We start from the raw sequence: 21574 nt of genomic DNA, 5'->3' as shown, positions 1-21574 counted from the left end.
TTTGAGGGCGACTAATATCGACTTTTTTTGACCATTATTTTGAATTTTCATAATCTTTATCTAAACGGTAAATGAATGCAAATACTTCAGCAACAGCTTGGTAAAGTTCTTCAGGAATCGACTCATTCAAGTCAAGCTGACCTAATAATTGGACAAGAGTTGGGTCTTCTTGAATAGGAATATCGTTATCTTTTGCTTGTTCTAAAATATTTTCCGCTATTTTCCCTTTACCTTTGGCTACCACTTTCGGAGCTTCATATCCACCCGGATTAAAGGAAAGGGCAACAGCTTCTTTCCGTTCATGTTGTTTTTCTACTGTCATATTCGGATATCAACTCCCCCGTTATCATCCTTGGAAGTTTTTGCTATTAGAGTTGTTTTCACTGGTTTATTTTCAACGAATTTTTTCATAAAGACACCTGATAATTGATAATCATGGGACGATAATCCTTTTTTTAATGCTATTTTAAGTGGCTCTGCTAACTCTTTCAACTGATGATTCTCATTGTAAACAGTTACAGTGACAACGCGACTCTGAACCTGCATATCAACTACCGTTTCTTGGAGTGAATTCAATTGCAAATAAAATAATATCCTCGCATAATCTGCGTCAATTTTCCCATTGTCCTTCATACGACCATTCCACTGCAATGTAGCATCTGTTTTCCGTCCAAAAAACTCCAATGGCATTTGCATGATCAGTTGATGTTGAGGCCCATTTTCTCCTGATAAGTATTGCATGCCATTCATACGAGCAACAATTTGCTCAGCCACTGCTTTTGTAGCATTTGAGGCAGTTGGATCTTGTATCAATGACAATAACTGTGGTTTCAATTGCCCAGCAAGTTGCTGCATATCTGCTGTTTTATCTAGTAATTTTGCTTCATAGCTTAATCCTAGGTGTTGCAAAGTTTGTTTCATAGCAGATTCTAAAGCTTTGCTATCAATTGCATTATGCACATTCTGCTCAGCTTGCGATACTAGTTGCTGAATGAAAGGTTCCGCAGACTTACTAGTGATTTGTGTCAATCCTCTAAGTGTCATATCATCAGTCGTTGTATTAGCCACATTCATTAAAGTCATTAAATGTTGTTTAGCTGTTATATTTTGTTCATCCATCTTGAAAGGCTGTTGTTCTGCTATTTGGCTAAATGCTTGCATTAGCTGACCTTGTAATTCCTTAATCAAAATTTGAATAGATTGAGGTGTATTGTTTGTCAGTGAAAATTTCCCAAGGGTATTAATAAGGTTTTCTTTCTGTGATGCCGATAATATACTTTGCGATTCAATAGATACCTTTAGCTGGGTGATGAAGTCTGGCATATCTTTTTGACTAACAGACTGAATACTTTGCAGTAATTGCGACGTAGAAGGTACTGCAATGCTCATTTGACTCATTCTCCCTAATTGACCCTGCAAATCCCTTACAAAGGTTGACAACGCCTGCTGTGACGATTGAGCAGCATTGAATTTCATCAAATTTTGCTGTAGCTCTGCTCTTTGAGAATCTGTCAAATTGGCGTTACTCGTAATAGCCGTTTGTAATTGAGAGATAAGTTGTGTAGCTTCCTTTGGTGTTGCCGTTTGAATTTGTTGTAATAAATGTCCAATTGAGTTGGAATACGGTACAGATGGTCCTCGCATAACAGTTGTCGACCAATTAAAAATATTCGCGTTTTTTGGTAGGATACCTACCTCTTTTAGCATTTGGATTAGGATATTTTTATCAGTAGATGATATATTTACGTCTGTTAGAGATTGAATGATTTTCGCTAAAATTGCACCACCTGTTTCCGTTTCAAACGGTTTAGCTAGCAATTGCAATTGTTGTAATAATTGGTCGCGAATAGCTGGTGATAAGGTAGTATCCTGTTGTAATAGTTGTCGTAAAGCATCAATCGTTTGTGTAAAACCTTGTTTCATCCCACCTTGAATAAGCGCTTGAAACGTGTCTTGTTTCATTGGCATTTTCAAGTCAATTATTTTTTGTAAAGCATGTAAGGCATCCTTCATCGTAACACCAGCAGGTAATTGTTTTACCAACAGTTCTGCTTGCATTAACTGTTCTTTGGACATCGGCACGTTTTCCTTTAAGAAATAGGCTGCAATTTGTTGCATTTCGGATGTCTTCGGAAGTTGCATAGAATCTAATAATTGATTAATTTGTTGTGTTAATGTTCCTGTTTGATTGATCGGACCCGATACGACTTTAAGTTGTAAGTCTGGCTCTATGCCTGTTACTTGAAAATAGTGTGCATTACCAGCTTGCATTGGCATTTCTAACCTTGCCATAAAACGATGGCCACCTAGCTGCACCTCTGCTTGGTTGTCAGGGAACAGCTGTTTAATCGTACCGTGAAATACTTGACCTTGTTTTAAAGACACTGGCTGTTGCGTGTTTATACTTTGATTTTGTTGCATTTGTATGGACGAAAACGAAGTATAGGCCAATACTATTCACCCTTTCTTATGAATCATTGATTTGATTGGTTCAAACGTTGTTCTATGAATGTCTGTAGGGCCAAATTTACGTAAAGCCTCTAAATGTTGTTTTGTACCGTAACCTGCATGTTGCGCAAACCCGTATTGGGGATATTTTACATTCATTTCTTCCATATAGTTATCACGCGCTGTCTTCGCCAAAATAGAAGCCGCTGCGATTGCTAAGCTTTTGGCATCACCTTTTATTATAGGAGCTTGTGGAATATCGATCGGTAAAGTCATTGCATCCGCTAACACAAAATCTGGTTTTACTTGTAGCGTCTCTATAGAAGCTTTCATGGACTGTTTTGTTGCTTCGTAAATATTGAGGTCGTCAATTACTTCTGCCGACTGAAAATGTATAGAGGTTGCGATAGCACATTCCATAATTTTCTCCATAAATGATTCTCTAGTTTCTTTTGATAACTGTTTGGAATCATTTAACCCAACAAGCTCCGGACAATGCTTAGGTAAAATAACTGCTGCTGTCACAACAGGACCCGCTAATGGGCCTCTGCCTGCTTCATCCGTACCTGCAATATTTGCAGTAGGGTGTGTGCGATAAGAATTATCGAATTCCAGTTTCTCCTCATGCTCTGCTATTAGTTTGTCTAACTTCGCTTTTTTTCGAAGCCATTGTTGCCATACTTTTTGTACGCCTAAGCGTTCATCCGATTCTATTTCCGCCATCCAAGGTTGGTATTGCTGCTCATTATTTAATGCTTCTTTAATGTCTTTTATCGTTTTCAAAAATAAGACTCCCTTTTGTATCTATTTATACTATCGGCACTATTTCTAAAAAATCTAGAAAAAAACCTTTTTCACCATAAGGTAAAAAAGGTTAGTTTTTATTCTTCGATTATGTCTTCTACAAAGTCAAATGTTAGCTTACCTAATTGCTGGTTACGTATATCTCTTACAATTAGCTCTGCAACTTGATCGTAGTCAATTTCACCACCAGTAGCGAAAACTCGACGTAATTGACCAATATGATTATATGTCTCTTCAAGGTTTTCACTGACTTCAGTTAATTTATAACGTTCTTCCATACGGCCTTTATAGTGGTTACTCAAAAAGTTTAATCCGTATACTGCTAAATCATCCATGTTTGTAATGGTATCCTTAATAGCCCCTGTTAAAGCAAGTTTATAACCTACCTCTTGATCTTCAAATTTCGGCCACAAAATTCCGGGTGTATCTAACAGTTCAAGCTCTTTACCAAATTTGATCCACTGTTGTGATTTAGTTACTCCAGGTGTATTTCCTGTTTTAGCAATATTCTTTTTAGCAAGTCGATTAATTAATGTCGACTTGCCAACGTTTGGTATACCAACAATCATCGCACGAATTGCACGAGGTTTCATACCTTTCGAACGCATACGATCCCATTTCTCTTTTAATAACTCTTGTGCTGCCTTCGTTACTTTGTTAAGGCCTTTTCCATCTAATGAATTAATAGCTACAGCACGGTGCCCTTTTGATTGAAAATAATCTATCCATTTACGCGTCTGAATTTCATCAGCCATATCTGCTTTGTTCAAAATTAGTAAACGCGTTTTTTGATGTATTACTTCATCTAGCATTGGATTTCTTGAAGATAATGGCAAGCGCGCATCAATCAATTCAAAAATAATATCAACCAATTTCAGTTTTTCGGTTACTTCACGACGAGCCTTCGCCATATGTCCCGGAAACCATTGAATGGTCATGTGATTCACTCCTGTTCGTTATTTCACGGTACCAATTTGATCAAAAGGCCAAAAAACAATACTTGTTTTACCGATAATATCATCTATTTTTACAATCCCTATATGACGACTATCTTTACTATAACGACGATTATCTCCCATTACAAAAACATAACCATCTGGGATTTTATCCAGTTGTTCGATATCCGCAAGTGTAAAGTCTTCAGTTAATGTACCTTCATCTGTAATTTCATCTTTATATTGTTGTAAGTAAGGCTCAGCAATTGCCTTGCCATTGATATAAAGCTGATCATTTTTATATTCTAGCTGATCTCCTGGTAAACCAATAATACGTTTAATATAATCTTTCTTTTCCGGTGCGTGGAATACAACTATATCAAATCGGTGCAAGTCACCAATTTTATAGCCAATCTTATTTACAATCATGCGGTCGCCATTTTCAAGGGTTGGCATCATAGACTCGCCATCTACTACAATCGGCGTGAATAAAAAATAACGAATAATTGCAGCTAATGCAAAAGCAATTACTAATGCCTTTGTCCATTCCCATAACTCATTTTTCTCTTTTTTTGTTTTTTCCATTTCGATGTCCCCCTTGACTATTCTGTTCTTATTGTACAAGGATTTGTCATTTCAAGCAAAAAGAAAGAGAGCTTGTAATACAAGCTCTCTCTTCGGCAAAAAAATGTATTATCGAATTTCTTTAATACGAGCCGCTTTACCGCGTAAGTTACGTAGGTAGTATAGTTTAGCGCGACGTACTTTACCGCGACGTACTACTTGTAAGTTAGCGATTTTTGGAGTGTTAACTGGGAACGTACGCTCAACACCTACGCCGTAAGAAATTTTACGAACAGTGAAAGTTTCGCTAATACCGCCACCACGACGTTTAATAACTACTCCTTCGTATACTTGGATACGTTCGCGAGTTCCTTCGACTACTTTAACGTCGATTTTTACAGTATCTCCAGCGCGGAACGCAGGAATGTCTGTGCGAAGTTGTTCTTTAGTGATTTCTGTAATGATGTTTGACATTATTTTCTCTCCTTAGACAGATGTTCTTGTAACTCCTCTTGATGATACAGCGGAACACCGTAATTCGGCATTTCTCATAGAAATGCATTTTTAATATTATCATATACTGTGATACTATGCAATAATTATTTACCCGATTTTAATAAATTCAAGTGCTTTTGTTGCTTCGGATTTAACTCCATTTTATCTAGCAGATCCGGGCGTCTCTCAAATGTTCTTTTTATAGATTGTTGCTCACGCCATTCGTCAATTTTCGCATGATTACCAGACAATAAAACGTCTGGCACTTTCATACCACGGAATTCAGCAGGACGAGTGTAATGTGGGTGCTCTAGTAAACCAGTTGAAAAAGAATCTAATACTGGCGAATCATTATTGCCTAAAACTCCAGGTAACAGGCGAACGACACTGTCAATCACTGTCATTGCTCCCAGCTCACCACCCGTTAAGACATAATCCCCAATAGAAATTTCATCCGTTACAAGATACTGACGAATTCGCTCATCATAACCTTCATAATGACCACAAAGGAAGATTAAGTCTTCTTCTTGCGCTAATTCCTCTGCTTTAGCTTGTGTATAGCGTTCTCCTTGTGGACACATCAAAATGATACGTGGCTTTTTACCTTCGCTTACAAGCGCTTCTACGGCGTTAAAAAGGGGTTCTGGCTTTAATACCATACCAGCTCCACCACCGTACGGATAATCATCTACTTGGTTGTGTTTGTTAATCGAAAATTCACGGAAATCTGTTACACCTAACGTAACAGCCCCTTTTTCTTGAGCTTTTTTTAAAATAGAAGAACCAAATACGCCTTCAAACATATTCGGGAATAGCGATAGTACGTGGATATTCATCATGATAACAAACCATCCATCACATGAATGATGATCTTCTTCTCGTCAACATCGATTTCTTTAATGACATCGTCTATTACCGGAATATATTGATCCTTACCATTAACTCCTTTTAGAGTCCAGACATCATTAGCACCGGTTTCGAAAATCTCTTTTACTTGTCCAATTTCTGTACCCTCTTCATCAAAAACAGTACAGCCAATGATTTCATGGTAATAGTATTCATCATCTGCTAATTCACTTAGTTGCTTTTCTGACACTTTTAAAATACCGTCACGGAAGTCTTCTACATCATTTATATTTGGATATCCTTCAAACGATAGTAGAATGAAGTTTTTGTGAGCACGGGCCGATGCGATTGTTAGTCGTAATGGTTTTTTAGAATCTTTTTTAAACAGTGCAATTTGTTCTCCTACTACATAGCGTTCTTCAGGGAAGTCTGTTTGTGAGATAACACGCACCTCACCTCTTATACCATGTGTATTAACGATTTTACCTACGTTATACCATTCCATCTAAATCACCTCTTAATAAATATGTGAACATCCTCAATACATTATTAGAGGATTAATTTAATTTTAATCGTAACAAAAAAGGAAGGAACTAAAGCTCCCCCCTTTTTGACTAATCTAGAATATCGACATATGTCTTCTTCTTATGATGACTGCCCGCTGCTGAATAAACAATTGTACGCATCGCTTTTGCAACACGGCCCTGTTTACCAATTACTTTTCCCATATCACTAGGGTGAACAGAAAGTTTATATACAATTCGATTCGGACTCTCCTCGGTTGTAATACGAACTTCTTCTGGATAATCGACTAAAGGTTTAACGATTGTTTCAATCAGCTGCTTCATGCTGTCACCTCCGATTATTTACTGATTTTTGAATTATGGAATTTTTCCATAATGCCTTGTGATGAGAACAAGTTGCGTACTGTATCAGATGGTTTTGCACCATTTGCTAACCATGCTAATGCTTTTTCTTCATCAATCTTAACTTCTTCTGGAGTAGTTAAAGGATTGAATGTACCAATTGTTTCAATTGAGCGGCCGTCGCGTGGTGCGCGAGCGTCTGCTACTACAATACGATAGAAAGGAGCCTTTTTTGCCCCGATACGTTTTAAGCGAATTTTTACTGCCATTTTTAATTGCACCTCCGAATAGTTTCACACAAGATAGTATAATAGCAAGCTTTGGATTGTTTGTAAAGTGTTTTTTCTTAACACACTAATTTTTAGTTTAAAAAATTATTTAAACAGTGAATCCAAACCAGGAAGTTTCATTTTTTTCTTCCCTTTTTGCGTCATACCCGTCATTTGTTTCATCATTTTCTTCATATCTTCAAATTGTTTTAAAAGTCGGTTTATTTCTTGAACAGAACAACCTGAACCTTTTGCAATTCGTTTTTTACGACTCGAGTTGATGATCTCAGGATTCGTTTTTTCAGCTGGGGTCATCGAGAGAATAATGGCCTCTATATGACCAATTTGTTTATCATCGATTTTCGCATTTTCTAAGCCTTTAATTTTATTGGCACCTGGAAGCATTTTTAGAATCTCATCCAAAGGTCCCATTTTTTTCACTTGGCTCATTTGATCTAAGAAATCATCGAAAGTAAAGCTCTGTGTTCTGAACTTTTCTTCCATTTCTCTTGCTTTTTCTTCGTCAACGTTTGCTTGCGCTTTCTCAATTAAGGACATCATGTCGCCCATACCAAGAATACGTGAAGCCATACGTTCTGGATGGAATGGCTCTAAAGCATCCATTTTCTCACCCATACCGACGAATTTAATTGGTTTTTCTGTAACAGAGCGGATTGATAAAGCCGCACCACCACGTGTATCCCCATCTAACTTCGTTAGAACTACACCCGTAATACCTACTGCTTCATTGAAGCTATTAGCTACATTAACAGCATCTTGACCTGTCATAGAATCGACAACTAAAAAGACTTCATCTGGTTCTCTTAATGCACGAATGTCTTTCAATTCTTGCATTAAGTTTTCATCAATATGAAGACGACCTGCCGTATCGATTAATACAACATCATGATGCTCTTCCTTTGCATGTTCCAGCGCTTGACGGACAATATCCACAGGAGATACTTCCGTACCAAGAGCAAACACCGGCAAAGATAGCTGATCACCTAATGTTTGCAATTGCTTAATCGCTGCTGGACGGTAGACATCCGCCGCTACAAGTAATGGTTTACGATTGTACTTTTTGCGCAAAACATTAGCAAGTTTACCAGTAGTTGTTGTTTTACCGGCACCTTGTAAACCTACCATTAAAATAACAGTTGGTGGTTTTTGAGAGAACTTAATAGGACTTTGTTCGCCACCCATTAATTCTGTCAGTTCGTCTTTTACGATTTTAATAACTTGTTGACCGGGTGTTAGACTTTTCATGACGTCTTGACCGATTGCTCGTTCACTAACGCGCTTAATAAAAGATTTTACAACTTTTAAGTTAACGTCCGCTTCTATTAAGGCAAAACGGACTTCACGCATCATTTCTTTAACGTCTTGTTCCGTCACTTTCCCTTTGCCTTTAATCTTCGAAATCGTACCTTGGAGTCGCTCCGCTAATCCTTCAAATGCCATGCATGCCGCCTCCTAATCCCATTGCTTTAACTGTTCAATAAGTTCTAGCCACACAGTTTGCGAGGCACTATTGTCAGTAGTTTTTTTTGATAGCTCTGCAATTATTTGTTGTCTGTTTTGAAATTTCTCGAATAATCGAAGTTTGTCTTCATATTCTTCAAGCATCGCTTCTGTTCTACGAATATTATCGTAAACTGCTTGACGCGATACTCCATAAGCTTCAGCAATTTCACCAAGAGAATGGTCATCTAAATAATAAAGTTGCATATAGCTACGTTGTTTATCAGTCAACAATGCTTGATAAAAGTCGAAGAGAAAGTTCATGCGTGTCGTTTTTTCAAGTAGCATAAGTAATCTCTCCCCTATTTTACACATTCTTTTAGTATCATAAGGAATAATCGGATTTCTGTCAAGTAAATATACTTGTCTAATTACATATTAATCCTCATATAACCCCTAATATACATAGACGAAAAATGCATAGCTAAAAAGCTATGCATAGTTCATTTATTTAATTATTGCTCGTTTAATTCCTCTTCTTTTGCTAGCTGTTGATCAAGTGCGTCAGCAAATAAGCCGTATACATAACGTTCTGTATCAAACGGTTGTAAATCGTCCATTTTCTCACCTAAACCAACAAACTTTACCGGAATATGCAATTTGTTACGAATTGCAAGTACAATACCACCTTTTGCAGTACCATCTAGTTTCGTTAATACAATACCTGTCACGTTTGTTGCTTCTTTAAATGTCTGCGCCTGCACTAGTGCATTTTGACCAGTAGTTGCATCTAAAGCTAATAAAACTTCATGCGGAGCATTCGGAATTTCCCGGGAAATTACACGATGTACCTTTTCTAATTCGTTCATTAGATTAACTTTATTTTGCAGACGTCCAGCTGTATCACAAATAAGTACATCCGCTCCACGGGTTTTGGCTGCACGAATGGCATCATACATTACTGCAGCAGGGTCAGACCCTTCTGCTTGCTTAATAACTTCCACACCAACACGGTCTCCCCAAACTTGAAGTTGATCAATCGCACCTGCACGGAATGTATCACCTGCTGCAAGTATTACTGATTTCCCTTCTTGTTTTAAGCGATGCGCTAATTTCCCAATTGTTGTTGTTTTACCAACACCGTTAACACCAACAAAAAGAATAACTGTTAATTCACCATCTTGAATATTTAACTCGATTGACTCTTCATCACTAGATTCGTAAATTTCAACAAGCTTTTCTGAAATAATTGATTGGATACCGCTCGTATCTTTAATATTTTGACGTTGAACTTCAAAGCGTAATTTATCCATTAGCTCCATTACAGTTTCAAAACCAACGTCCGCTTGTAGTAATAAGTCTTCCAATTCTTCAAAGAAATCTTCATCTACTGTACGGTAACGAGCTACTAAATCGTTCACTTTCGATGTAAATGAATCACGTGTTTTCTCTAAACCCGCTTTGAATTTTTCTGTAATAGAAAATGCTGAGAATCCCCATTTTGATTTTTTCTCTTCTTGAGATTCTTCCACTTTTACAACTTCAGTAGTGGGGTCTTCAACAACGATTTCTTCTTTAGGTTGTGATTCCCCCTCTTGATGAGCTTGTTCAGATACTATAGGTTCTTCTCCAACTTCTGGATTAACTACAGTTTGATCAGCTACTTCTCGCTCTGTAGGTTCTATTACATCGTCAACCTGTTTTTCAACGATCGTCTCTACCGATTGTACTTCAAGCTCTTCAGGCTTCGCGCCCATTAGTTTTTCTTTCATACGCTTTAAAAAGCTCATTGTTATTCGCTCCTTTGTCCTACTAGAACAGGTTCTTCTTGTTCTAATTTCACTGATACTAGTTTCGATACACCTGATTCTTGCATCGTAATACCGTACAATACATCCGCACCTTCCATCGTACCTTTACGATGTGTGATAACGATGAATTGTGTTTCTTGGCTAAATTTTTTCAAATACTGACTATAACGAGTAACATTCGATTCATCAAGAGCAGCTTCTACTTCATCTAGTATACAGAATGGTACAGGGCGCGTTTTTAGAATAGAAAACAGTAATGCAATTGCCGTTAAAGCACGTTCTCCACCTGATAGTAAGCTTAAACTTTGTAATTTCTTACCTGGTGGTTGAGCGACAATTTCAATCCCTGTTTCAAGTATATCGTCAGGCTCAACTAGTTGTAAATCTGCATGCCCGCCACCAAATAATTCTCGGAAAACAATTTGGAAGTGTTCACGGATTTTCAAGAATGTTTCATTAAAGCGTGTTGACATTTCTTCATCCATTTCACGAATTGCTTCATGTAATGTTTCTTTTGCTTCCATGAGATCTGATCTTTGCTCCGTTAAAAAAGTATGTCGTTCTGAAACTGTTTCGAATTCTTCAATTGCATTTAAGTTAACGGGACCTAATTCTATAATAGATTGTTTTAATAATTTTACTTTTCTTCTTGATATCTCAACATCTATATCTTCATTTACTTCCCGTATGGCTTCGTCTAAAGAAAACTCATAGTCTTCAGCAAGTTGGTCTAGTAAAGCTTGCTTAGAAAACTCCAGTTGAGACAGTTTTACCTCATAATTGCGCAAGCCGTCTAATAAACCTTTATGCACTCGTTGTAATTCCTTCAGTTCCACTTCACAGCTATCCAAAGTAACTTGTAGCTGCGTTCTTTCTTCCTTACTTGTAGCAATGGTCGAAATTAGGTCCGTCTTTTTCAATTGCCAAGTAGTAATGTTTGCAGTTATTTCTTCATCAGACGGTCCATTTCGACTTTCGTCATTCGTTAGCCATTTGATTTCTTGACTAATGTTATTGACTTCCAACTTCGCCTTGTCGTATTGGACGGTTACTTCTTCAGAAGCTTGTTTTAGTTGCGTTACCTGTTCTTGAATTACAGCAAGCTCTGAACGCTTCTCTGCATATTGTTCTTTCAATGCATCTTGAGCTGTTTCACTCTGTACTTTAAGTACGTTTAATTGTTCTATTGTCGTATTAATTTCTGAAAGTTCTTCCGTTAACTCTTGCAAACGTTTTTTAGCAGAAACCTGATTTTCTTGTAAGTTTGAAGAGCGATCGGTGGCATCTTCTTTTTCAGTAGCTACTAAAGTAACGCGTAAGGCAAGTCGTTTTGTCGTTGCTTCTAATTCACGGAAATGCCCACTTAGTTCAAATTCTTCATCACGTAACACTTCACCTTGCTTACGTAAGTCCTCTAGAAGAAGCGTTTTAGCAGAAACAAAGTTTTTCTGCTCTGCAACAACTTTTTCAGCTTGTTCAATTGTTTGTTGCATTTGAACAAGCTGACCAGTTAAGTCTTCAAGTTCAGCTTTACGAGTAAATAACGATGTTTGTTGTTTAGTAGAACCACCCGTTAGAGAACCGCCGGCATTTACTATGTCCCCATCTAACGTTACTACACGATAACGATAATTGCATGATTTGGCGATTTGTGTTGCACTCTGTAAATCTTTTGCAACTAATACATTACCCAATAAATTTTCTGCAATCGTTTTAAAGGTAGGGTCAAATGTCGCTAACTCATCTGCTGTATTAATAAACGATGGATGAGTTGCAGCTGCTCCAAGTGCATCAAGTGATATTTTTCGTGATTTCATAACATTTTTCGGTAAAAACGTTGCACGACCTGCTCTTTTTTCTTTTAGCCATGCAATTGCTTTTTGAGCATCCTGCTGTGTTTCAGTCACAATATGTTGAGAAGCTGCACCTAATGCTGTTTCAAGTGCTTTTGTATATTCTCCACTTACTTGAATTAACTCTGCAACAGCACCGTGAATTCCAGAAAGTTTTTTATTTTCTCTAGCCACTAAAATCTCTTTTACACCATGGAAAAAGCCTGAGAAGTCTGCCTCAAGTTCTTCCAAAGTTTCTTTTCGAGACTTTAATTGTTGTAAATGTTGATAGCCTTTAAACAGCAAATCTTGTTTACTTTCAAATTGTTTCGTCGCACTCGCTAGCTCTGATTGACAAGCTGAATAAGCAGCCAGTTTTTCTTCTAGCTGTTGCTTCACATCGTTTAATTTACTTTCAACAACCTGTTGTTCCTTCGTTAACTGAGCTAATTCCTCTGCCATTTCTGACGATTGGTTAGTGATTTTGAACGAAGCTTGTTCTTGTTGTTCTAGCTGTTGTGTAATATTTTTGTATTCATTTTTAACCGTTGCTTCCTCATTGAGACGATCAATATAAGTGTTTTTCCAGTTTTCGATATCTTTTTCGATGTCCGTTGATGAACGATTTAAGTTATCTTCTAGCTGTTTCACACTTTTTTTCAATAATTGAAACGTATTTTGTCTTATCTTTAATTGTTCTTGTTTATCTACTTGTTGTAAGTGCCACTCTCGCTCAGCGATTTGGGCTTTTTCAAGTGATTGTTGTAATTTTTCTAGTTGCGCACTGGCATTATGGCGTTTTTCAGCCATTAATACTTTACGCCCCTCCCACCTCTCAACTTCTGAACTTGCTTCCACAAGCTGATGTTGCGATTGGTCTAGTAAATTATCTAGCTTAGTAATTTGTTTTCGAATAGAAGCTACTTGTGACTCTTTATTTTCCATATTGTGTATATGTTCTTGCTCAGTCACCGTAAATTGCTTTTTATCCTGCATAATTGTTTCAAGTGTTTGTTGCAACACACTTAAATCATGGACGATAACCGCAATATCAATGTCCTTTAATTCTTTGGACATCTTTAAATAATCTGCAGCAGCAGACGCTTGTATTTTCAAAGGCTCGATACGATTGTCTAATTCGTGCAATATATCAAGCACTCGATGTAAGTTATCCTCTGTTTCAAATAATTTATGCTCAGCTTTTTTCTTACGTTGCTTATATTTCAATACACCGGCAGCTTCTTCGAAAATAGAGCGTCTATCATCCGGACGACTGTTTAATATTTCATCTACTCGACCTTGTGAAATAATCGAGAAAGCTTCTTTTCCTAGACCAGAGTCTAAGAACAAATCCGTTATATCTTTTAATCTACATTGTTGTTTGTTTAATAGATATTCGCTATCGCCCGAGCGGTATACTCGACGAGTGACACTTACTTCGTTATACGGGATTGGTAATCGTTCATCCTCGTTGTCTAATATCAATGATACTTCTGCAAAGTTAAGCGGTTTGCGCGAGTCACTTCCAGCAAAAATGACATCTTCCATTTTTGCACCACGAAGAGATTTTGCGGATTGTTCTCCGAGTACCCATCGAATTGCATCCGTTACGTTACTTTTTCCACTGCCATTTGGACCAACGACAGCAGTAACTCCCGGTACAAAGTCAATACCAATACGATCGGCGAAAGATTTAAAACCAATCACTTCAAGCCGTTTAAGAAACAAAATTATACCTCCTGATTGTCAGCTGACTGTTTTTGCAATTCAATCATTGCACTTTGAGCAGCTCTTTGTTCAGCTTCTTTCTTCGATTTTCCGTGACCAACGCCTAATTCGCGTTCATTCAATAATACATGTGACACGAATGTACGATTATGTGCTGGTCCGTTTTCATTAATAATCTCATATTGGAGCACACCAGAATTGGCTTGTTGCACCATTTCTTGTAGCTGACTTTTAAAATCCATCACATGCGAAAAAGCACCGATTTCTACTTTTGGATAAACGACGCGTTCTAAAAATCCAACGACTGTTTCTAATCCTTGGTCTAAATATAGTGCACCAACAAATGCTTCAAAACAGTCTGCAAGAAGGGCTGGACGTTCCCGACCACCTGTTAATTCTTCACCTTTTCCTAGTAGAACGTATTTCCCAAAGTTTAGTTCATTTGCAAAAATGACTAATGATGGTTCGCAAACGATTGCTGCACGCAATTTTGTAAGCTCACCTTCGCTCATTTTCGGGAATTTAAGGAAAAGAAATTTAGAGACAGATAGTTCTAACACAGCATCTCCTAAAAACTCTAGTCGTTCGTTATCTTCAAATAGTTTACGACGATGCTCATTCACATATGATGAATGCGTAAATGCATTGTAAAGTAAACTTGCATTATCAAAATGCAGTCCTAAATTATTTAATAATTCCTCAAATTGGAGGCGTGCTTTCTCAGAAATTGCACCATTTTTTTGTGAGAGTCCCTTTTTTTTCATCATCGTCATCAACCTTCTTATCTTCCTTTTGATACTCCTGTTTAGTTTACCTTTTTCTCTTACAATGTGCAAAAGCAAAAAGAGACACTTCCTTCAAAATTATGAAAGAAGTGCCCCTAGCAATGTATAATTAGCCAATTTTGCTTTCGATGAATGATACCGCGTTTCCAACAGTTGCAATTTTCTCTGCATCCTCGTCGTCAATTTGCATATCGAATTCTTCTTCAAGTTCCATTACTAGTTCTACTACATCTAGTGAATCCGCACCTAAATCATCACGGAAAGAAGCTTCTAATTTCACTTCGCTCTCGTCGACACCTAAACGGTCAACAACAACTTTAGTTACACGTTCTATAACAGTTGCCAAATCTGTCACCTCCCCTCAATGATTATACATAAAAAGCCCGTTTGTTCATAGACATAAATTACATGACCATTCCTCCATCTACATGGATTGTTTGTCCTGTAATATAACTTGCATCATCCGACGCTAAAAATAGTACAACTTTTGCAACGTCTTTTGGATCTCCTAGCTTCGCTAATGGAATTTGTCCAAGCATTTGATCTTTTACTTCAGCAGGCAGTTCATCTGTCATTTCTGTCGCAATAAACCCAGGTGCTACAGCATTAACATAAATATTACGCGCTGCTAATTCTTTTGCAGTTGTTTTTGTTAAACCAATAACACCTGCTTTTGCCGCAACATAGTTAGCTTGACCGGCATTACCAGAAACACCAACAATCGATGCAACATTAATAATACGACCCGCGCGTTGTTTCATCATTTGGCGTGAGACAGCCTTCGTACATAGGAATACACCTTTTAGGTTTGTATTCATTACGTCATCCCAGTCCTGTTCTTTCATACGCATTAATAGATTATCACGTGTTATCCCGGCATTATTTACTAAAATATCAAGACTACCAAAAATATCTGTTGCAGCTTTCATTAAAGCTGTTACTTCATCAGCATCAGCTACATTGGCTTGGACTGCAATCGCCTCGCCACCATTTTCAGTAATTTCTGCTACGACTTCTTCAGCTTTAGATTGGCTACCGCTATAATTGACAACAACACGTGCACCTTGTTCTGCTAATGTTAATGCTATGGCACGTCCGATTCCTCTTGAAGCACCTGTTACAACAGCTGTTTTACCCTCTAGTTTCTTCATGAGACCACTCCTTCGACGCTTCTATAACTTGTTCAAACGTTGATTCATCATATACACAATACGTTTTCACTTGACGATCTACTTTTTTTACAAGTCCACTTAATACTTTTCCAGGACCACATTCAATAAATACGTCCACACCCAGGTCAATCATTTTTCGAACAGAATCTTCCCACAATACAGGTGAGTACAATTGTTCGACTAATAGTTGCTGGATTTCAGTTTGTTCAGTTACAGGTTTAGAAGTAACATTTGAGATAACTGGAATTTTAGCATCTTGCATTGCTTTTTGCTGTAAATTCTCCTGCAATTTGCTAGCAGCTGGACGCATTAATTCAGAATGGAAAGGCCCGCTCACTACTAAAGGAAGTGCACGCTTTGCTCCTGCTTCCTTCGCCTTAACACTCGCCTTGTCTACTCCAGCCTTTGTACCCGAAATCACAATTTGACCTGGGCAATTTAAGTTAGCGAGCTGCACAACTTCTCCTAATGCTGTTACTTCATCCGTCACAGCTTTCAACGCATCGCGGTCCAATCCTAAAATAGCAGCCATAGCTCCTTCACCTGCTGGTACTGCTTCGTTCATAAACATTCCTCGACTATGTACGGCTTGTACGCCATCTTCGAATGACATTACACCTGATGCCACTAACGCTGTGTATTCACCTAAGCTATGTCCTGCAGTATAATCTGGTGTAATACCTGCTTTTGTCAGTTTATCAGCAATCATTGCACTTGTCGTTAACAATGCAGGCTGCGCGTTGTAAGTCAATGTCAAATCTTCAGCCGGACCTTCAAGCATTAACTTTGATAATGAATAACCTAATAATTCATCAGCCTTATTATAGTAGGCTTTGCACGCTTGGTGCTCAGCCACAAATTCTGCTCCCATACCAACTGATTGTGAACCTTGTCCTGGAAAGATAAAAGCGATTTTCGTCATGATTAGTTCTCCTTTGAAATTGTAGAATCAATCGTTGCACATACGTTGTGTTTAACCATAATATTTGCTTGGCGAATAGCACTAGCAAAAGCATTTGCATTTGACGAACCATGTGCTTTTACTACTGGTGCTTTTAAACCAAATAAAGCGGCTCCACCATACTCTGTGTAGTCCATTTTTGTTTTAATTTCTTTTAAATTACTCTTCATCATTAACGCTGCAACTTTTGTTTTCCCTGAAGCCATAAATGCTCCTTTTAACATTGAAAAGATGCTACCAGCTGTACCTTCAATTGTTTTTAACACCATATTACCTGTAAACCCATCAGTCACGACAACATCTGCAGCACTATTTAATAATTCACGTGCTTCAACATTACCGATAAAGTTAATTGGCGCTTCTTGCAATAAACCAAAAGCAGCTTTTGTAAGCTCATTTCCTTTTTTATCTTCTGTCCCGATATTCAATAATCCGACTGTTGGATTTTGAATATTGCGTACTTGTTGTGCATAAATGCTAGCCATAATTGCAAATTGAGCCAAATTCTCTGGTTTTGCATCGGCATTTGATCCAAGATCTAACATATCAAAACCTTTACCATCTAAAGTTGGCAATGTAGTTGATAATGCAGGTCGATCAATACCTTTAATGCGTCCTACTACAAATAATCCTGCGGCCATTAATGCACCTGTATTCCCTGCTGATACGCAAGCGTCTGCTTCACCATTCTTAACAGCTTCTGCCATTTTCACCATTGAAGCATCTTTCTTTCGACGTACTGCACGAACCGGTTCGTCGTCACCTTCTATTACTTCTTCACAATTAATCACAGTTAAGCGCTCATGTTCTTTTAAATATGGTTGCATTGCCTGTTGTTGGCCAAATAATTGGATTTCGATATCTGCAGAAGCTTCTAACGCTCTATATACACCTTCGATAATGGCTTGCGGTGCATTGTCTCCACCCATACCGTCAATTGCTATTTTCATTTACTTTTCACCTTTTCCTTTCGTACGGTACATTTCGAACTTACCAGCGAAAACAACTTCATTTTCAACAGTAGAGGTTAACTCGATAAATGTTCGACTTTTGCTGTCATCCTTGCCAGTGACAAGTGCTTTTGAAATTACTCTGTCACCTGCTCGTACTGGTTTCACAAAATGGATCTCTGAATGTACAGTTAGCGCTAAGTCATCATCAATCACTGCTACAGCGAGTGAATTTGCTTGAGCAAATAGATGATGCCCCCTCGCGATACCATTACGCTGGAAGACATGCTCTTCTTTCACGTCAAAAATGGAAAGGGCTCTTTCGTCTAATTCAATATCTATAATGTCACCAATCACTTCATCAATTGGTAAAGATTTTACATCATTTTCAAAATTATGAGCAGCCACACCTTTAATTCGTTCACGTAATTCTGGTATCGATAACTCCATTCGATCTAATCGAATCGTTTGTACGCTCACATTAAATTGACTGGCTAGCTGTTCATCGGTGACGAATGGATTATCGATTATTGTTTGCTGCAATAATTTTTGTCGTTCTTTTTTAGAGTACTTCATTTTTTTCGCCACCTTTCAAAAATTAGCACTTGGTACTAATATCAGTATATAAATTAAAAAAAGAGAATGCAAGAGTTGTTTTTAACTCTTTTTCGCATTCTCTCCTTTTTCAACAAAAATAATTCATATCAATCGATACGATCGCCATTTAATACACCAGACTCTGCTAACATATTACGTAGCTGCTCACAGTCATCTGCTTGCCAAAATTCTTCAGTTGATAGGAGCTTCTCTGCATCTTGTCTCGCCACTTCTAGCGCTCTATAATCATGTACGAGATCAGCCATTTTAAATTCAGGCAAACCACTTTGTTTTTTACCAAAGAAATCCCCTGGTCCACGTAGTTCTAAATCTTTTTCCGCTAAACGAAAACCGTCATTTGTTTCCGTCATTGAAATCATCCGCTCTTTGCCATCTTCTGATTTTGGATCTGCCAATAATACACAATAGGATTGATGCTCACCCCGCCCCACACGACCTCGCAATTGGTGGAGCTGAGCCAAACCAAAACGTTCTGCATCATAGACAATCATAAATGTTGCATTTGGCACATTCACTCCAACTTCTACAACAGTTGTTGAAACAAGAACATGCAACTGCCCTTCACTAAATTCACGCATTACCGCATCCTTTTCTTCTGCAGGTAAGCGACCATGCATGAGCCCGACTTTATATTTCTCTCCGAATAATGTAGTCAGTTGTGTGTAAACATCGACTGCATTCTGCACATCTAGTTTATCCGATTCTTCGATTAAAGGACAAATTACATATGCTTGTCGACCCATTGCTAGTTCATTTGTCATTTGGGTTAACACTTGATTAAATTGTTCCTTTTTAGCCCAATTTGTCTGAATTTCTTTTCGCCCAGCAGGTAATTCATCAATAATTGACACATCCATTTCGCCGAAAGCTGTAATCGACAAAGTTCGAGGAATTGGTGTCGCTGTCATGAATAGCACATCTGGACTTTCTCCTTTATCACGCAAAATACGACGCTGTTCTACACCAAATCGATGTTGTTCATCTGTAATCACAAGACCAAGTTTATGAAATTCCACATCTGGCTGAATTAATGCATGTGTTCCAATTAAAATATCAATATCACCGTTTTTTAATCGTTCCAGAAGTATACGACGAGCCTTTGTTTTGGTTGAGCCCGATAGAAGAGCCACTTCCACTCCTAATGGCCTTAGCCATTCATCAAGTGACTCTCCATGTTGCTCAGCCAAAATCTCAGTTGGAGCCATTAGTGCACCTTGAAAACCCGCAGTCACAGCGGCGTATAATGCAATGGCTGCTACAACAGTTTTCCCAGAACCAACATCCCCTTGTAACAGACGATTCATACGATGAGGTTCTAGTAAATCTCGACATATTTCATTGACGACACGCTTTTGCGCATTCGTTAATTCATATGGCAAAGTTAGAAAAAACTTTTTTAATTTCTCTAAATCATAATGAATGGATAAACCCTGCTCTTGTTCTTTGCGAATTTTTCGTAAGGCCTGTATTCGTAATTGGAATTGCAGCAACTCTTCATATACGAAACGCCTTCTTGCTTGCTTGGCATGGTTTGCATCTATTGGAAAATGAACACCTTCTAGCGCATCTGCAACAGGTAATAATTTATATGCAGTTCTTAATTGACTAGGCAAAGATTCTACAATTTCTAATTTCGATTCATCTAGTACTTGACGCATATAATTACGGAATTTTTTTTGATGCATACCGCTCTTCAAGCTATAAACTGGCTCAAAGTCAGCATGATCTACTTTCGGGCCAAATGTAATTTGGGTGCCATTAATGACTTGACGGCCGCGATCCCACTTCCCCGTTACTGTCGCTATAGAACCAGGTATCATTTTATTCTTTAAGTATAATTGGTTGAAGAAAACGACTTTTATTAAATGGCGCCCTACAAGCATTTGAACTTGTAGACGCGATTTATTTTTCCCTAAAAAGAGGGCAACTGGTTCACTTTCAATACGCCCTTCAACCGTAACACGTTCATTATGTGGTGTTTCTGCTAAATCCTTTAATCGAAAATCTTCATGTCGATAAGGAAAGGTCCAAAGTAAGTCATTGAAAGTTTCAATACCCATACTATGAAGCGCTTCTCCCATTCCTTTTCCGACACCTTTTAAATTCGTGACAGGCTGGAGCAAAAGATCATTCACTTTGCAGCACTGCCCCTCCAAAGATTTTAGCCTCCAATGCTCTACCTGTCGGCGTAGCTGCTAGGCCACCTTGTCCAGTTTCTCTTAGTGCAGAAGGCATTGTACGTCCAATACGATACATAGCATCAATGACTTCATCTGTGGGAATTCTACTAGTCACACCTGCTAAGGCCATATCAGCAGCCACAATCGCATTCGCTGCTCCCATAGCGTTACGTTTAACACATGGTACTTCTACTAATCCCGCTACAGGATCACAAACAAGTCCAAGCATGTTTTTCAATGAAATCGAAAAAGCGTGCGCACTTTGTTGAGGAGTACCTCCTGCCATTTCAACGATTGCAGCAGCAGCCATTGCAGCAGCAGAACCTACTTCAGCTTGACATCCACCTGCTGCACCTGAGATGGATGCATTATTTGCTACAACAAATCCAAATGCTCCTGAAGTGAATAAATAACGAATCATTTGTTCCTTCGTTGGATTTAGTTTATTTTTCACCGCAAAAAGTGTACCTGGTACTACACCTGCCGAACCTGCTGTTGGCGTTGCACAAATAGTACCCATCGCTGCATTCACTTCGTTTGTTGCAACAGCTTTACTTACAGCGTCTAATAAAAGATCTCCCGCTAAAGATTTTCCTGTTGCAATGTATTTCTGAAGTAAGACCGCATCCCCTCCCGTTAAGCCAGTTACAGAATGCACACCTTTTAGACCGCGTTCAACTGCTTCTTCCATAACAGTTAAATTACGAGTCATTTGAGTCATAATTTCTTCACGTGTACGTTCAGTTATTAACATCTCTTGCTCTATCATAATCTCTGAAATTTGTTTATTTTCACTTTCAGCTAATGCCACTAATTCTCTAACATTATGAAATAAAACTTCCATTTTTC

At 38.1% G+C, this 21574-nt stretch carries 22 protein-coding genes; all 22 read right to left on the bottom strand.

Features of this window, described 5'->3' with window-relative positions:
* Nucleotides 1-34: 34 nt before the first annotated feature.
* Entirely contained in the window at nucleotides 35-322 is a 288-nt protein-coding gene (locus ACQKM9_RS02705) for an EscU/YscU/HrcU family type III secretion system export apparatus switch protein (protein WP_427732403.1), read from the bottom strand.
* On the bottom strand, nucleotides 319-2421 hold the full coding sequence (locus tag ACQKM9_RS02700; RefSeq protein WP_427732401.1) for a hypothetical protein: 2103 nt from the start codon (nucleotides 2419-2421) through the stop codon (nucleotides 319-321). Before ACQKM9_RS02700 ends, ACQKM9_RS02705 begins: the two co-directional genes overlap by 4 nt.
* Nucleotides 2422-2457: 36 nt before the next feature.
* Nucleotides 2458-3231 (bottom strand): ribonuclease HII, encoded by a 774-nt coding sequence (locus ACQKM9_RS02695; protein WP_427732399.1) that lies wholly within the window; start codon nucleotides 3229-3231, stop codon nucleotides 2458-2460.
* 98 nt (nucleotides 3232-3329) lie between these two features.
* The gene (gene ylqF, locus ACQKM9_RS02690; RefSeq protein WP_427732398.1) at nucleotides 3330-4190 is read right to left on the bottom strand and encodes a ribosome biogenesis GTPase YlqF; all 861 of its coding nucleotides are present in this window, start codon (nucleotides 4188-4190) and stop codon (nucleotides 3330-3332) included.
* Between the two features lie 18 nt (nucleotides 4191-4208).
* Entirely contained in the window at nucleotides 4209-4772 is a 564-nt protein-coding gene (gene lepB, locus ACQKM9_RS02685) for a signal peptidase I (RefSeq protein ID WP_427732396.1), read from the bottom strand.
* A 108-nt stretch (nucleotides 4773-4880) separates the two neighbouring features.
* Nucleotides 4881-5225 (bottom strand): 50S ribosomal protein L19, encoded by a 345-nt coding sequence (gene rplS, locus ACQKM9_RS02680; RefSeq protein WP_038184017.1) that lies wholly within the window; start codon nucleotides 5223-5225, stop codon nucleotides 4881-4883.
* A 125-nt stretch (nucleotides 5226-5350) separates the two neighbouring features.
* Nucleotides 5351-6082, bottom strand: coding sequence for a tRNA (guanosine(37)-N1)-methyltransferase TrmD (trmD, locus tag ACQKM9_RS02675; protein ID WP_427732797.1), 732 nt, complete (start codon nucleotides 6080-6082; stop codon nucleotides 5351-5353).
* On the bottom strand, nucleotides 6082-6597 hold the full coding sequence (rimM, locus tag ACQKM9_RS02670) for a ribosome maturation factor RimM (RefSeq protein WP_193738700.1): 516 nt from the start codon (nucleotides 6595-6597) through the stop codon (nucleotides 6082-6084). The genes trmD and rimM overlap by 1 nt, the downstream gene beginning before the upstream one ends.
* Nucleotides 6598-6706: 109 nt before the next feature.
* Complete coding sequence (locus ACQKM9_RS02665) at nucleotides 6707-6940, bottom strand: KH domain-containing protein (protein ID WP_427732394.1); 234 nt, start codon at nucleotides 6938-6940, stop codon at nucleotides 6707-6709.
* 14 nt (nucleotides 6941-6954) lie between these two features.
* Entirely contained in the window at nucleotides 6955-7227 is a 273-nt protein-coding gene (gene rpsP / locus ACQKM9_RS02660) for a 30S ribosomal protein S16 (RefSeq protein WP_038184010.1), read from the bottom strand.
* A gap of 105 nt (nucleotides 7228-7332) precedes the next feature.
* Complete coding sequence (gene ffh / locus ACQKM9_RS02655) at nucleotides 7333-8688, bottom strand: signal recognition particle protein (protein ID WP_038184008.1); 1356 nt, start codon at nucleotides 8686-8688, stop codon at nucleotides 7333-7335.
* A 12-nt stretch (nucleotides 8689-8700) separates the two neighbouring features.
* Entirely contained in the window at nucleotides 8701-9036 is a 336-nt protein-coding gene (locus ACQKM9_RS02650; protein WP_427732393.1) for a putative DNA-binding protein, read from the bottom strand.
* 167 nt (nucleotides 9037-9203) lie between these two features.
* A complete protein-coding gene (ftsY, locus tag ACQKM9_RS02645) occupies nucleotides 9204-10478 on the bottom strand; it encodes a signal recognition particle-docking protein FtsY (RefSeq protein ID WP_427732391.1) in 1275 nt (424 codons plus the stop codon).
* Nucleotides 10479-10480: 2 nt separating this feature from the next.
* Nucleotides 10481-14059: a chromosome segregation protein SMC gene (gene smc / locus ACQKM9_RS02640; RefSeq protein WP_427732390.1), complete on the bottom strand. Its 3579-nt coding sequence runs from the start codon at nucleotides 14057-14059 to the stop codon at nucleotides 10481-10483.
* A gap of 2 nt (nucleotides 14060-14061) precedes the next feature.
* Complete coding sequence (gene rnc, locus ACQKM9_RS02635; RefSeq protein ID WP_370588372.1) at nucleotides 14062-14823, bottom strand: ribonuclease III; 762 nt, start codon at nucleotides 14821-14823, stop codon at nucleotides 14062-14064.
* A gap of 130 nt (nucleotides 14824-14953) precedes the next feature.
* Complete coding sequence (locus ACQKM9_RS02630; RefSeq protein ID WP_038183995.1) at nucleotides 14954-15190, bottom strand: acyl carrier protein; 237 nt, start codon at nucleotides 15188-15190, stop codon at nucleotides 14954-14956.
* 58 nt (nucleotides 15191-15248) lie between these two features.
* Nucleotides 15249-15995 (bottom strand): 3-oxoacyl-[acyl-carrier-protein] reductase, encoded by a 747-nt coding sequence (gene fabG, locus ACQKM9_RS02625; protein ID WP_427732388.1) that lies wholly within the window; start codon nucleotides 15993-15995, stop codon nucleotides 15249-15251.
* Nucleotides 15976-16938: an ACP S-malonyltransferase gene (fabD, locus tag ACQKM9_RS02620; RefSeq protein WP_427732386.1), complete on the bottom strand. Its 963-nt coding sequence runs from the start codon at nucleotides 16936-16938 to the stop codon at nucleotides 15976-15978. The genes fabG and fabD overlap by 20 nt, the downstream gene beginning before the upstream one ends.
* A 2-nt stretch (nucleotides 16939-16940) precedes the next feature.
* Complete coding sequence (gene plsX / locus ACQKM9_RS02615) at nucleotides 16941-17927, bottom strand: phosphate acyltransferase PlsX (protein WP_427732384.1); 987 nt, start codon at nucleotides 17925-17927, stop codon at nucleotides 16941-16943.
* Nucleotides 17928-18503 (bottom strand): transcription factor FapR, encoded by a 576-nt coding sequence (gene fapR, locus ACQKM9_RS02610; protein WP_038183987.1) that lies wholly within the window; start codon nucleotides 18501-18503, stop codon nucleotides 17928-17930. It abuts the gene before it with no gap.
* A 128-nt stretch (nucleotides 18504-18631) separates the two neighbouring features.
* Nucleotides 18632-20626 (bottom strand): ATP-dependent DNA helicase RecG, encoded by a 1995-nt coding sequence (recG, locus tag ACQKM9_RS02605; protein WP_427732795.1) that lies wholly within the window; start codon nucleotides 20624-20626, stop codon nucleotides 18632-18634.
* A gap of 46 nt (nucleotides 20627-20672) precedes the next feature.
* Nucleotides 20673-21569: an L-serine ammonia-lyase, iron-sulfur-dependent, subunit alpha gene (gene sdaAA / locus ACQKM9_RS02600; protein WP_053417496.1), complete on the bottom strand. Its 897-nt coding sequence runs from the start codon at nucleotides 21567-21569 to the stop codon at nucleotides 20673-20675.
* Nucleotides 21570-21574 lie beyond the last annotated feature (5 nt).

Source organism: Viridibacillus sp. NPDC093762 (assembly GCF_050279675.1).
Classification (GTDB): domain Bacteria; phylum Bacillota; class Bacilli; order Bacillales_A; family Planococcaceae; genus Viridibacillus.
This window is presented reverse-complemented; position numbering and strand designations above follow the sequence as displayed.

What these genes read in the sequence shown, in the direction of transcription:
- fapR (WP_038183987.1), bottom strand. Translation starts at nt 18,503, where the DNA reads ATGAAGTACTCTAAAAAAGAACGACAAAAATTATTGCAGCAAACAATA.
- rplS (WP_038184017.1), bottom strand. Translation starts at nt 5,225, where the DNA reads ATGTCAAACATCATTACAGAAATCACTAAAGAACAACTTCGCACAGAC.
- plsX (WP_427732384.1), bottom strand. Translation starts at nt 17,927, where the DNA reads ATGAAAATAGCAATTGACGGTATGGGTGGAGACAATGCACCGCAAGCC.
- fabD (WP_427732386.1), bottom strand. Translation starts at nt 16,938, where the DNA reads ATGACGAAAATCGCTTTTATCTTTCCAGGACAAGGTTCACAATCAGTT.
- trmD (WP_427732797.1), bottom strand. Translation starts at nt 6,082, where the DNA reads ATGAATATCCACGTACTATCGCTATTCCCGAATATGTTTGAAGGCGTA.
- rnc (WP_370588372.1), bottom strand. Translation starts at nt 14,823, where the DNA reads ATGAAAAAAAAGGGACTCTCACAAAAAAATGGTGCAATTTCTGAGAAA.
- lepB (WP_427732396.1), bottom strand. Translation starts at nt 4,772, where the DNA reads ATGGAAAAAACAAAAAAAGAGAAAAATGAGTTATGGGAATGGACAAAG.
- ylqF (WP_427732398.1), bottom strand. Translation starts at nt 4,190, where the DNA reads ATGACCATTCAATGGTTTCCGGGACATATGGCGAAGGCTCGTCGTGAA.
- ACQKM9_RS02705 (WP_427732403.1), bottom strand. Translation starts at nt 322, where the DNA reads ATGACAGTAGAAAAACAACATGAACGGAAAGAAGCTGTTGCCCTTTCC.
- fabG (WP_427732388.1), bottom strand. Translation starts at nt 15,995, where the DNA reads ATGAAGAAACTAGAGGGTAAAACAGCTGTTGTAACAGGTGCTTCAAGA.
- sdaAA (WP_053417496.1), bottom strand. Translation starts at nt 21,569, where the DNA reads ATGGAAGTTTTATTTCATAATGTTAGAGAATTAGTGGCATTAGCTGAA.
- ACQKM9_RS02650 (WP_427732393.1), bottom strand. Translation starts at nt 9,036, where the DNA reads ATGCTACTTGAAAAAACGACACGCATGAACTTTCTCTTCGACTTTTAT.
- rpsP (WP_038184010.1), bottom strand. Translation starts at nt 7,227, where the DNA reads ATGGCAGTAAAAATTCGCTTAAAACGTATCGGGGCAAAAAAGGCTCCT.
- ACQKM9_RS02665 (WP_427732394.1), bottom strand. Translation starts at nt 6,940, where the DNA reads ATGAAGCAGCTGATTGAAACAATCGTTAAACCTTTAGTCGATTATCCA.
- ftsY (WP_427732391.1), bottom strand. Translation starts at nt 10,478, where the DNA reads ATGAGCTTTTTAAAGCGTATGAAAGAAAAACTAATGGGCGCGAAGCCT.
- rimM (WP_193738700.1), bottom strand. Translation starts at nt 6,597, where the DNA reads ATGGAATGGTATAACGTAGGTAAAATCGTTAATACACATGGTATAAGA.
- recG (WP_427732795.1), bottom strand. Translation starts at nt 20,626, where the DNA reads ATGGGAGAAGCGCTTCATAGTATGGGTATTGAAACTTTCAATGACTTA.
- ACQKM9_RS02700 (WP_427732401.1), bottom strand. Translation starts at nt 2,421, where the DNA reads ATGCAACAAAATCAAAGTATAAACACGCAACAGCCAGTGTCTTTAAAA.
- ffh (WP_038184008.1), bottom strand. Translation starts at nt 8,688, where the DNA reads ATGGCATTTGAAGGATTAGCGGAGCGACTCCAAGGTACGATTTCGAAG.